Genomic DNA, 11,881 nt, shown 5'->3' with positions numbered 1-11,881 from the left:
GCGGGTGGCGATGCGGGTCTTCAAAGCAGTCGTTCCAGGGTCGGGCGGCGCCAGAATTTACGCTGCGCCAGTGGTGTCGTTGTCGTTTCGAGGAGGCCGTCGCGGTGGCTCAGCACGAGCCGCACCGACTTGGCGCGGCCCTGCGCCAGCGCCGCGAGCAGCGGCGTGAACAGCTCCGCTTCCAGGCGCTGCATCTGATGCAGCCAGCCGCTCCAGTCGGCCGCGATGCCGGGTGCCGCCACGTTGCCGCAGGCGAGCAGCCAGACGCCGTCCCCGCCCAGCAGGGTATCGAGTTCGGCCAGGCTGTCCATGCGCCGCTCGGCCAGCGCCGCCAGCCAGCCGGGCGCCTCGAACGCGGCCACGCGCGGGCGCGCGACCGTCTTGCCGGCCGCCTTCGCGACCAGTTGCTGGGCGTGCTCGGTCGCCACGCTGGCGTTCCCCCACGGCCAGAACGAATTGATCGGCAACTGGCCGCGCGCCTCGCGCGCCGCGTTGGCCGGATCGGTGAACCAGGTCACCTGCACGTCGTTCTGCAGCTTGCGGAAGGCGCGTGCCTGGGCGCCGGACGGCATCCAGTCGGTCAGGTTCATGTTCACGGCGGCGTCCGGACTCGCCGTCGCGAGCTCGGTCCAGTCGTCGGCGCGCATGAACCAGGTGTCGTGCGTGCCCCAGGCCAGCGTGTAGCCGGCGTCCTCGAAGCAGGGCCGGGCGCTGTCGAACAGGGCGCGCGCCTCCGGTTCGTGCAGGTCGAGCGCGCGGGTGTCGCCCATTTGCAGGTGCGTGCGCGCGATCTGGATGTGCGTCGGATTCACGACGAACCACATCCCCCCTTCCGGGTCGAGGCCGACGCCGCGCATGGCACTGGCCGCGACGCCCGGCACGAGGCCGCGCGCGAGGCCCAGCGCCCGTGCGATCCACAACTCGTGCGGCAGCACGCGCGCATCGGCATCCAGCGGGTGGTATCGCCTGTTTGATGTTCTTGACAACAGCGCGGCCAGCGCGGGCGCGTGCAGGGCGCGGGTCAGGTCGGGCGCGAATTCTGGAGCGGGGAGGGCGAACGGCAGGACGAGCGAAATGTGGGCCATCCCGGTATTGTAGGCGAAATCGGCCCGTTCAGATATCCGCTCCCCGCATCCCGTCGGTGCCGGGGAGGGGCGTCGTGACGTCCGGCGTGGCCGTGGGCGCCATCGACGCGTCCGGCGGCAGCCCGGCCGATCCGCCCGGCGGCAGCATGCCGGCCACGGGCGTGAGACCGATCGCCTCGTGATACCAACCCTGCACCAGCGCCAGCTGGCGGTGCTCGTCCTCCAGCGCCAGCGTGAAGCCGGCCAGCGCGATCAAGGTCTCCCGGCCGGCGCGGTCGGCCAGCTCGGCCGTCAGCAGCGCGTGCAGCGATTGGGCCAGGCTCGTGCGCGGATCGCCCAGCACCTGCACGATGCCCCGCGAAGCGGTAGACCTGGGACAAGTAGCTGTCGGGTTCGGCCCTGGCGACGCTCGCCGTCAGCTCGATGGCCAGCTGTTCGTGGGCGATCGTCGTCTCCAGCGGCGAATGGTCGGGCGACAGCAGGCCACCCACCAGCGTCGCCTGATGCTGTTCGACCCGCCGCACCTCGGCCAGCGGCTGGCGCAGCGCCATGTTGCAGCGTGCCGCCCTGTGCGAGAAGCGCACGGTCTCGCGTTCGATGCCGGTCATGAGGATCACGCGCATGCGGGTGAGGGCATCGTCGTCCAGCTTGCTGATCGGCTTGCGCACCATGTCGCGCCACGTGGCGTGCTGCCGGTCGAGCGGCGTGCCCTTGGAATCGAAGACGGAAAATGCCATGGTCGGCCTCCTGTCTCCGTTCGATAGGCCTGCGCGCCCGGAGTTCCGGACATTTTCCAGTGTGTGTATGCAGGAAAAAGTACTTCCAATTGTGACAACGCCCCACATGGATGAGCGTTGTGTGGCAAACTGCGGGACCAACGCATTTACCCCGGAGCCCATGAGCCTCATCCACAAACTGCCGTACGAATGGCTGGTCGGCCTGCGCTACACGCGCGCCGGCAAGCGCAGCAGCCGCAACAGCTTCATTTCCTTCATCTCCCTGATCTCCGTGTCCGGCATCGCGTTGGGCGTGGGCGCGCTGATCGTCGTGCTGTCGGTGATGAACGGGTTCCAGAAGGAGGTCACGGACCGCATGCTGTCCGTGCTGGCGCACATCGAGGTGTTCGACGCGAGCGGTTCGATGCCGAACTGGCGCCAGGCCGAGCAGGAAGCCTTCAAGAATCCCGCCGTGCGCGGCGCCGCGCCGTTCGTCGAGACGCAGGGCCTGCTCGTGCGCGAGGATACGATGAAGCCGGCCGTCATCCGCGGCATCCTGCCGTCGGAAGAGCACAAGGTGTCCGACGTGGCCAAGCAGATCCGCCAGGGCAGCATCGAGAGCCTGCATCCCGGCCAGTTCAACATCGTGCTCGGCTACGTGCTGGCGCGTTCGCTCGGCGTGGGCATTGGCGACAAGGTCAACATGCTGCTGGCCCAGGGCCAGACGACGCCGGCCGGCATGGTGCCGCGCTCGCGCGTGTTCACCGTGACCGGCATCTTCGAGGCCGGCCACTACGAATTCGATTCGGCGCTGGCGTTCATCGACATCGAGGACGCCGAGCGCATGGAGCGCCTGGACGCGCCGAACGGCCTGCGCCTGCGCATCGCCGACATGCACGACGCGCCGATCGTGGCGCAGGAACTCAAGCGCAGCATGTCGGGCGACCTGATCATGCGCGACTGGTCGCAGATGAACGCCAACTGGTTCGCCGCCGTGCAGACCGAGAAGCGCATGATGTTCATCATCCTCACGCTGATCATCGCCGTGGCCGCGTTCAACCTCGTCTCGACGCTCGTCATGACGGTGACGGAGAAGCAGCCCGACATCGCCATCCTGCGCACGCTGGGCGCGTCGCCGCGCTCCATCACGAAGATCTTCATGATCCAGGGCGCCCTCGTCGGCATCATGGGCACGGTCGCCGGCGTCGCGCTGGGCGTGCTGGTGGCGCTCAACATCGACCACATCGTGCCGTTCATCGAGCACGTGCTGGGCGTGCAGTTCCTGTCCAAGGATATCTATCTGATCAGCGAAATCCCGTCCGACCTGCGCTGGCCGGACGTCTTCAAGATCGGCGGCGTCTCGGTGCTGCTGGCCTTCGTCGCGACCATCTACCCGAGCTGGTCGGCATCGCGCGTGAAGCCGGCGGAGGCGCTGCGTTATGAGTAACATGAAAAACGAGACCGGCGGCCCCGCCATCCTGGCCTGCCGCGGCGTCGGCAAGACGTTCCGCGAGGGCGACTACGCCGTCCAGGTGCTCGACCACGTCGACTTCTCGATCGGCCGCGGCGAACGCGTCGCCATCGTGGGCGCGTCCGGCTCCGGCAAGTCGACCTTGCTGCACATCCTGGGCGGCCTGGACACGCCCAGCACCGGCATCGTCACGCTGCAGGGCGAAGACTTCGCCACGCTGTCCGAGACGCGCCGCGGCGACCTGCGCAACCGCTTCCTCGGCTTCGTCTACCAGTTCCACCACCTGCTGCCCGAATTCACGGCACTGGACAACGTCGCGATGCCCCTCTTGATCCGGCGCATGAAGCGCGCCGAGGCGCTCGCGCGCGCCGAGGCGATCCTCGCGCGCGTGGGCCTGACCAAGCGCGCCATCCACCGGCCGGGCGAACTGTCCGGCGGCGAACGCCAGCGTGTCGCGCTGGCGCGCGCCCTCGTCACGGAACCGGCCTGCGTGCTCGCCGACGAACCGACCGGCAACCTCGACCACGCGACCGCGCAAGGCATCTTCGACCTGATGCTGGAACTGTCGAAGACCCTGGGCACCGCCTTCGTCATCGTCACGCACGACCCGGAACTGGCGGGCCGCTGCGACCGCGTGCTGCGCATGACGGAACACGGATTGCAGCCGGCCGAGGCGTAACCACCCCATGTGGATCGACACCCACTGCCACCTCGACGCGCACGAATTCGGCACCGCATCCGCCGGCGTCGCGCGGCGTGCGCAGGCGGCGGGCGTCGGCATGATCGTGATCCCGGCCGTCGCACGGGATAATTTCGACGTCGTGCAAAGGCTGGCGGCGGACGTCCCGAACGCCAGCTATGCGCTGGGCATCCACCCGATCTACGTACCGCGGGCCACGGACGACGACCTGGCCGAATTGCGGCGCCGGGTCGAGGCGTCGCTCGGCGATCCGCGCTTCGTCGCGATCGGCGAGATCGGCCTGGACTTCTTCATTCCGCTGCTGTGCGAGCCGGCCATGCGCGACAAGCAGGAACGCTTCCTGCGCGAGCAGCTGCGCATCGCGCGCGACTTCGGCCTGCCGGTGCTCACGCACGTGCGCCGGTCGCAGGACCAGGTGCTGAAGCACGTGCGCCAGATCCGCCCACCCGGCGGCATCGCGCACGCTTTCAACGGCAGCTTCCAGCAGGCCCGGGCCTTCATCGACGCGGGCTTCCACCTCGGCTTCGGCGGCGCGATGACCTTTACGCGCGCGCTGCAGATCCGGCGGCTCGCGGCGGAACTGCCGCTGGACGCCATCGTGCTGGAGACGGATGCGCCGGACATCGCGCCCGCGTGGATCCACCCGGCCCGCAACAGCCCGGAACAATTGCCCGCGATCGGTGCCGTGCTGGCCGAGCTGCGCGCCGTCGACGTCGCTGCGGTGCGCGCGGCGACCCGCGCGAATGCGCTGGCGGCGATACCCCGCCTGGTCCCGCTGCTGGCCTGAGGCGTCGTTCTCCCCGGCGCGCATGCGCCGCGCATCAATCACATGGGTCGTACCCGCTGACCATCGAAGCGCGCCGCAATCGCAGCCGAAACCGCGACCGCGTCCGCGCCGTCGCGGTTCCCGGATGTTCACGGCGGCGCGTCGCGCGACCCCGCGCGGCGCGCGGCGTGCGACCATCCGCACGCGCCCAAGTTCGCCCCTGCGCACTCTGAGCCAAACCAATCCCGGGCCGTTCGAAGCATGGAAGAATCCATTCTCGTGCCGCAGCCGCGGCGTGTTCACGGGAGAGACAGTGGAAAGCGCGAGCGAGTTCCTGCGGGTCCTGCAGCACGAGAAGGTCCTGAGCACCGCGCACCGGCCGTTGCGCCTGCGCCTGGCCCACGGCGGGCGGCTCGCGGACGACGTGCTGCTGCCCCAGCGGGTCGTGGGCAGCGAGGCGATCTGCGGCGGCATCGACTACCGCGTTGCCTGCGTCGCCAGCAGCCCGCACATCGCGCTCAAGGACTTCATCGCGCTGCCCGCCGAACTCCAGTTCGTCACCGACCGCGGCATGCTGCGCAGCGTCTGCGGCATCGTCACGGAGGCGCGCGCGGGCGACGCGGACGGCGGCCTGGCCGGCTACGAACTCGTCCTGCGCGACGTGTTCGCCGTGATGGAAAGGCGCACCAACAGCCGCGTGTTCCGCTACCAGAACGAGCTCGAGATCGTGCAGCTGCTGTGCGACGAATGGCGCCAGTCGAACACGGTGCTGGCCAACGCGTTCGAACTCGAACTCGACCCGTTGTTCGACATGCGCCAGTTCCCGCCGCGCGAACAGACCATGCAGTACAACGAATCGGACGCCGCATTCGTGCGCCGGTTGCTCGGGCGGCGCGGCATCGCCTGGGTGTTCCGGCCGGGCCGCGGCCGCGGCAGCCCCGTCGACCCCGCGCACGACCGCACGCCGGCGCATACGCTGGTGCTGTTCAACGACCCGAACAGCCTGCCGCAGAACGGCGCCGGCACCGTGCGCTACCACCGCGACACCATGGCGGACGGCCGCGACACGATCCATTCCTGGCGCGCCGCGCGCCGCCTGCAGCCGGGCGTCGCCACCCGCCACAGCTGGGATTACAAGAACGCCGGCAGCCCGGAGTTCATGACGGCCACCGCGCGCAGCGCCGCCGACCAGGGCCCGAGCGGCAATACGCTCGCCGCGTCGCTGGACGACTACCTGATCGAGATGCCGCACGCCGGCAACGACGCCCTCGACCACTGGCGCCTCGGCCAGGTGCGCATGAGCCGCCACGAATTCGAATCGAAGTGCTTCCAGGGCGAGGGCAGCGTGCGCGACTTCTGCGTCGGCCAGTATTTCACGCTCGACGGCCATCCCGAGGTCGACACCCACCCCGCGCCGGAGCGCGACTTCGTGATCACGGAACTGCACATCGTGGCCGACAACAACCTGCCGCGCGGCCTCGACGTCGAGCGCGACCGGCACACGGCACGGCTGGCCGCGGATCCCGCCCCGAGCGCGCTGCCGGCGCCGCGCGCGGGCGACGGGCAGGCGCGCGTGCGCGTCAGCTTTTCCGCCGTACGGCGCGGGATCGCCATCGTGCCGGCATACGACCCGCGCACCGACCTGCCGCATCCGCCGCTGCAAAGCGCGATCGTCGTCGGCCCGGCCGGCGAGGACGTCCATTGCGACGCGCTGGGACGCGTGAAGATCCGCTTCCCCGGCATGCGCACCGCCGACCACCGCCACGCGCACGGCGCCGGCGCGTCCGGCTCGCCGGCCGATTCGGCCTGGGTGCGCGTGGCGTCGAACTGGGCCGGCAACGGCAACGGCAGCCGGCAGCAGGCGGGCGCGCTGGCGCTGCCGCGCGTGGGCAGCGAAGTGCTGGTGGCCTTCCTCGGCGGCGATCCCGACCGCCCGATCATCCTGGCGCAGTTATACAACCAGCGCACGGCGCCGCCCGCGTTCAGCCGGACGGGCGCCTTGCCGGGCAACCGCTACGTGTCCGGCACGCGCACGCACGAAGTGCAGGGCGCGCGCGGCAACCAGCTGCGCTTCGACGACACGCGCGGCGAAATCAGCGCTCAACTGGCGAGCGACCACGGCACGTCGGAACTGAACCTCGGCTGGCTGACGCGCCCGCGCGCCGACGGCACCGGCACGCCGCGCGGCGAGGGCGCCGAGCTGCGCAGCGACCTGTCCGTCGCCGTGCGCGGCGCCCAGGGCGTGTTGATCAGCGCCGAGGCGAGCCCGCAGGCGGAAGGCGGCCAGCTCGATCGCGCCGGCCTGGCGGGCCTGGCCGACGTCATGCAGGGCATTCTCGACGAAGTGGGCAAGCTGGCGGCCGTCCACACGGACGACGAACCGACGGGCAAGCGCCTCGCGGTCCTCGTCGACAAGCTGAAACGCTGGCACGCCGGCAGCAACGTGGCCGAAGGCGCGGCGGGCGGCGGCGAACCGATCCTGGCCGCGACGGCGCCGAACGGCGTCATCATCGCCAGCAACGACAGCCTCGCGCTGGGCGCGAGCGGCAAGGTGGACGTCGTCAGCGCGGGCGACGCCGAGGTCGCGGCCGGCAAGAACATCTTCGTGCGCGCCGCCCGGCGCCTGAGCCTGTTCGCCCACGAGCTGGGCGTACGGCTGGTCGCGGGCCGCGGCGACATCGTCATCCACACCCACCTGGGCAATATCCAGATCAAGTCGGCGGGCCGCATCAGCCTCGTCGCCGCCGAGCGCATCGAGCTGGAGGCGCCGGACGTCAAGATCATCGCGCCGGGCGCGCAGACCGACTGGGCCGGCGGCACGGTCACCCAGCAGACGAGCGGCCGCCAGGTGTTCAAGGGCGCCGGCTTCGACGAGCTCGGACCGGACGGCGCGACCCCCGCCGGCGTGCGCATGCCGGCGTCGCACCTGCACACGGACGAATACGTGGTACTGCGCCACGAGCAGACCGCGAAGCCGGTCCCGAACCAGCGTTACAAGGCGACGTTCGAAGACGGCCGCACCGTTACTGGACGCACCGACGCGGAAGGCCGCACGTCCTTACTGATCGGCGAAATGATCGGCGACGTGCACATGACCTTCCTCCCCGACGACGACACCGCCCACTGACCGGGCCCCAACCCTCGACCACGGAGCGCGCATGGCAGACCCGACCCGCCCCTTGCCCCACCTCGTCCCGCAGCCGGACGGCAGCTGGACCGGCCGCGCCGTCCTGACGCCGACCTCGTTCACGACGCGTGGGCTGTTCACATTGCCGTCGTCAAAGGTCATACCGGTGATCGTGGTGCCGGGGATCATGGGGACGAATTTGAGGGCGGCGACCAGTCCGGCGAAGCGGGCGAATGAGGCACTTGATCCGGGGGAGCCGGCGTGGCGGGCGCCGAATGGGACGTTTGAGGGGTTGAAGACGGCGCATAAATGGAAGAATTTCGGCCCGGTCCGGCGTCAACAAATTTTGGACGCTAAGACGCTTGAGGTGGACAACCGTGGCGATATCCATCTTCCGCTGGAAGCGCGCAACTACGGCACGACCGAGGCCGAAGTGCGGCAGCGCTGGTGGGGTGAAGTCCACTGGGATTCTTACGGTAGGTTGCTGTATGGTTTGCATGTGGGGCTCAACCACACTTTCGAGATGGACCCGTTGGACAATGTACGCGTGATATGTCGTCATTGGAAAGATGTGATGGCATGCGACCCGGCAAAATGGGGCGTGCGGCGTATCGACAAGCTCACTGAACCTGAGTTGGAAAAGCACGCGGGCTATTACTACCCGGTCTACGCATGCGGCTACAACTGGCTCGAATCCTGTGAGGACTCGGCCAAGTCGCTCCGACAACGTATAGAACGCATCATTGCCTTCTGGACTGAGCGCAAGCGTGAATGTCAGAAAGTGATCCTAATTACCCACTCGATGGGCGGTTTGGTCGCGCGTGCTTGCGCTAAGCAGATTCCAGAGCGGATTCTCGGGGTCATTCACGGCGTGATGCCAGCCCTCGGTGCACCGGCCTGCTACCGCCGGATCGCCTGTGGTACTGAGACGTGGAGTCCAAGCAATGGAAAGGTAGATAATATCAAGGCCGAGCACGTTGCCGACATCTTGGGTGAGCACCCGAGAGACACGATGGCCGTAATGGCTACCTCGCCGGGCGCACTACAGCTACTGCCGAATCATCTTTACCCGCAGCCTTGGTTGCATATCTGTCTGGTCAGCAGGGTCAATAATAAAGACGTGCCGCGGGAGGTGGTACATTTGCCGGTCGGAAATCCGTACGATATGTATCGTGATACGCGATCTTGGTACAGGCTGATTGATCCGGTATTGGCAGATCCGGCAAAAAAGTACAACGACGAGGCTGAGGTCATCGATATGATTCGAAAGGCCGTCAATAATGCCGAGCGCTTCCACCGCCAGGTTCTGGATACCTATTATCATCCAAATACCTATGCTTTTTATGGCGCGGACCCGGAACACATGTCCTTTGGCGCGGTGCGCTGGGTAGCGCGCGACCCTGGAGCGGGGGCCGTGTTCACGGAGTCGAACGTCCGCGGAGCGGTCTTGGGGGACTACACTCCAACCGGCGGGCGACGCGTTCGCGTGGAAAGGCGTACCGACATGTATTTTGTTCCGGCGGGCCAGGATGTTGCCGGTGACGGCACTGTGCCGCACCAGTCCGGCGCAGGGCCACGCGGAAAGGTCAGCCAGTTGTTCGACGTCCGTGGATTCGATCATCAAGGGGCGTTCAACAATGACGCAATCCTGATGTTGACCCAACATCTTATTGTCAAGCTGGTTCAGAAGCTGCAATGAAACGCACGGAGAAACAGCAATGGCGCAAGCGTTTCGCATTTCCCGCGCTTCAGAACATTGCCGGAGCCACTGTCGTGACTCATGACCTCTGCCGGAAAAGCACGGACGGGGTTACGAGCCTGATGAGACGCAAGAAAACTCCATGCGCCGTTCAGTACGCACGAGCCACCGAATGTAAATTGGACGGGCGAGCGATTGACGTCCATGGGCTCGATCCTATGGACGCGTTCACGCGGCGAGTTGTTCTGTCGTCGGCCCCGGTTTCCATTGTCAAGCTGGTACCGACGTTGCCATGACTCGAACGAGGAAACACGGTTGGCGGGAGCTTGTCGTCTTGCTCGCAGCTCTCGCCTGTGCGGGAACCTGGGCTGCAGGCCAGGTCCGTAGCATACGGGACAGATCCGAGGTGGCAAAAATGACGGAAAAAATGAAAACGGTATGCGTCGGACGATACCTGGTCGATGTACCGGGCGAGGCTGAGGTAAGCCTGTCGGGCGAAAGGATCTCTGGATTCGCGATTGATACTGTCGAAGAGAGCCAGGCAGCGTTCCGGCAGAGGGTTGCCGCGCGTGAGGCCGACATTGCGGCACGTCGTGCCGATCAGGATGACAACGGCGAGGGGGGCATGATCGAAGCACGCGATTTGCGTATTCCCGGCCTGGTTGGGCGATCATTTGTCTATGGACGTAGCCGCGGTTACATGATGAACGGGGATCGTCGGGTCGACATGGAGTCGGTATCGATCGAGGTCCATGCACATATGGGGGAATTAAGTTTTTTGTTGTCGGCGACGTCCAAGCAGGAGTCCGGTGTCAGAGAGGCGGAAGCCCTGCTGGCACGGTTGCAAATGCGTGGCGAAGAAGAGATCCCGCCTGTGCCGGGCTTCTGTATTTGGCGGGGCGTGTTTGCCGAACCTCTGCCCGAGCACAAGAACGAACACGTGATTCTACATCTCGGCCTGCCCGGCCATCCAGACATGGGTTTGGCTTTGTCCAGCACGCCCAGTGGGCAAACCGGTCGGAGTTTGCTTGAGCGCGTTGCGGAAACTGACGCTGAAGCCACTGCTGACGAGATGTTGCGTGTGACAAAGTTGCGATCGGGAAAGCGCAGTATTAATGGGATCGACGGCGAGGAAGTGCTGGAGAGAGTTCGTGAACTGAACTTTACTACCGGGTACAGCTTTATGTGGGAAGCACCGGGAGTCCAGGATGATCACTTGCGGCCCTATCTGCTATTGAACATGGAGACTGGCACCAACCCGCGACCCGGCGGCAAGCCCGTCGACTCCAGCCTCCATGAAGATGCCGTTTTGACTCTGTGGGACAGTATCTCGTCCAGTATTCGCCTTCGCAAGTCCGATTTGCCGCCGCCTGCCGATCCGCCGCCTGAACCTCCAGGCCCGAAGCTAGGTGCATTGGCAACCGCCGGCGAAGTTTGCCCGCAGTCCGGCTGGTGGAAGTGCCGCGAAGGCGGTCCAGGCGTCGACGTGCAGGGCGGCGCGGTCCAGTGGATCCGCAAGGGCGACAAGATGCCACAGGCGTTGCTGCTGCCGCGCCAGACCTTATGGCAGAAGTTGCGTGCTCTCCAGCCGAGCATCGAGCCCTCCCGGCCGACCACCTGGAAACTGCTCGACAAGCGTGTGCGGCCGCGCACACCAACTATAGTGGCACTTGCTCCGCCGGGACCGGGTAGCGTCACCGCGGATACGCCGACCAATGCAGGTCCGGCGGTCGTCCTTGGTACCAGCGTGAAGACGGGTGAAGTCTGCCCGGCCAGCGGCTGGTGGCGCTGCGAGGAGACACACGCCCTCGACGGTACGCGCTGGTTCCCGCGCGGCAGTACGCTTCCGGCCGCGACCTTTCAAGTACCGGTAGGCGTATTCGGTCGCTCCACCGGTCCCGAGGCCATTCAACGTCGCAGTACGTGGCAACTGATGCGTCAAGCTGCGCTTCTCGCGGATGCCCAAAAGGAGCCGCAGGACGGCACCGCGCCTCCTGCCGTCGGTCCGTCGACGCTGGCGTGAGCCAGCTGCAGCGCGCTCGTACATTCTTTGAAGGGTGGATACATCATGGGAAACGCAAGGCATTCCAGATGATCCAAAACAGCCTTTCTTATCGCTTGCACTACACGGAGGAATCGGTTCATGCCCTGGCGGCACACCGATCGATACCAGCCTACACGAAGGCGCCGTTCTGGCCCCGTGGGACAGTATCTCATCCAGCATCCGCCGCCGGCCAGTCAAGCCTTTGGAAAATCATCCGCCGTCCGACAAACCGGCCGCCGGCCGCCGCGACCGCACATGATCGACCGCCCGCCA

General features: G+C 66.7%; 9 protein-coding genes and 1 pseudogene. 7 read left to right on the top strand and 3 right to left on the bottom strand.

What is annotated here, in order from left to right:
* Window positions 1-20 precede the first annotated feature (20 nt).
* The 3 genes and pseudogenes from U9J41_RS09255 to U9J41_RS29330 form a co-directional block, all read right to left on the bottom strand.
* Window positions 21-1,085: a hypothetical protein gene (locus U9J41_RS09255; protein WP_322401903.1), complete on the bottom strand. Its 1,065-nt coding sequence runs from the start codon at window positions 1,083-1,085 to the stop codon at window positions 21-23.
* A gap of 28 nt (window positions 1,086-1,113) precedes the next feature.
* On the bottom strand, window positions 1,114-1,434 hold the full coding sequence (locus tag U9J41_RS09250) for a hypothetical protein (protein WP_322401902.1): 321 nt from the start codon (window positions 1,432-1,434) through the stop codon (window positions 1,114-1,116).
* 10 nt (window positions 1,435-1,444) lie between these two features.
* Window positions 1,445-1,822: pseudogene (locus tag U9J41_RS29330) on the bottom strand (hypothetical protein); the annotation flags it as partial.
* Between the two features lie 160 nt (window positions 1,823-1,982).
* On the opposite strand from U9J41_RS29330, the gene U9J41_RS09240 reads away from it, so the two are divergent.
* The 7 genes from U9J41_RS09240 to U9J41_RS29325 all read left to right on the top strand — a co-directional run bounded on the left by U9J41_RS09240 (window position 1,983) and on the right by U9J41_RS29325 (window position 11,867).
* On the top strand, window positions 1,983-3,248 hold the full coding sequence (locus U9J41_RS09240; RefSeq protein WP_322401900.1) for a lipoprotein-releasing ABC transporter permease subunit: 1,266 nt from the start codon (window positions 1,983-1,985) through the stop codon (window positions 3,246-3,248).
* Window positions 3,241-3,951 (top strand): lipoprotein-releasing ABC transporter ATP-binding protein LolD, encoded by a 711-nt coding sequence (lolD, locus tag U9J41_RS09235; protein ID WP_322401899.1) that lies wholly within the window; start codon window positions 3,241-3,243, stop codon window positions 3,949-3,951. The genes U9J41_RS09240 and lolD overlap by 8 nt, the downstream gene beginning before the upstream one ends.
* 7 nt (window positions 3,952-3,958) lie before the next feature.
* Window positions 3,959-4,759 carry a TatD family hydrolase gene (locus tag U9J41_RS09230; RefSeq protein ID WP_322401898.1) on the top strand — a complete coding sequence of 267 codons (801 nt, stop codon included), beginning with the start codon at window positions 3,959-3,961 and terminating at the stop codon, window positions 4,757-4,759.
* A 292-nt stretch (window positions 4,760-5,051) separates the two neighbouring features.
* The gene (locus U9J41_RS09225; protein WP_322401897.1) at window positions 5,052-7,865 is read left to right on the top strand and encodes a type VI secretion system Vgr family protein; all 2,814 of its coding nucleotides are present in this window, start codon (window positions 5,052-5,054) and stop codon (window positions 7,863-7,865) included.
* Between the two features lie 31 nt (window positions 7,866-7,896).
* Entirely contained in the window at window positions 7,897-9,564 is a 1,668-nt protein-coding gene (locus U9J41_RS09220; protein WP_322401896.1) for an esterase/lipase family protein, read from the top strand.
* A gap of 415 nt (window positions 9,565-9,979) precedes the next feature.
* Entirely contained in the window at window positions 9,980-11,587 is a 1,608-nt protein-coding gene (locus tag U9J41_RS09215; RefSeq protein ID WP_322401895.1) for a T6SS immunity protein Tli4 family protein, read from the top strand.
* A 34-nt stretch (window positions 11,588-11,621) separates the two neighbouring features.
* Window positions 11,622-11,867 (top strand): T6SS immunity protein Tli4 family protein, encoded by a 246-nt coding sequence (locus U9J41_RS29325; RefSeq protein ID WP_425260217.1) that lies wholly within the window; start codon window positions 11,622-11,624, stop codon window positions 11,865-11,867.
* Window positions 11,868-11,881 lie beyond the last annotated feature (14 nt).

Origin of the sequence: Massilia luteola (assembly GCF_034420155.1) — a bacterium.
GTDB classification, from domain to species: Bacteria; Pseudomonadota; Gammaproteobacteria; order Burkholderiales; family Burkholderiaceae_D; genus Telluria; species Telluria luteola.
Note: the sequence above shows the minus strand (reverse complement) of the source record. Positions and strands in the feature narration are given on the sequence as shown.

What these genes read in the sequence shown, in the direction of transcription:
- U9J41_RS09255 (WP_322401903.1), bottom strand. Translation starts at nt 1,085, where the DNA reads ATGGCCCACATTTCGCTCGTCCTGCCGTTCGCCCTCCCCGCTCCAGAA.
- U9J41_RS09240 (WP_322401900.1), top strand. Translation starts at nt 1,983, where the DNA reads ATGAGCCTCATCCACAAACTGCCGTACGAATGGCTGGTCGGCCTGCGC.
- lolD (WP_322401899.1), top strand. Translation starts at nt 3,241, where the DNA reads ATGAGTAACATGAAAAACGAGACCGGCGGCCCCGCCATCCTGGCCTGC.
- U9J41_RS09230 (WP_322401898.1), top strand. Translation starts at nt 3,959, where the DNA reads ATGTGGATCGACACCCACTGCCACCTCGACGCGCACGAATTCGGCACC.
- U9J41_RS09220 (WP_322401896.1), top strand. Translation starts at nt 7,897, where the DNA reads ATGGCAGACCCGACCCGCCCCTTGCCCCACCTCGTCCCGCAGCCGGAC.
- U9J41_RS09215 (WP_322401895.1), top strand. Translation starts at nt 9,980, where the DNA reads ATGACGGAAAAAATGAAAACGGTATGCGTCGGACGATACCTGGTCGAT.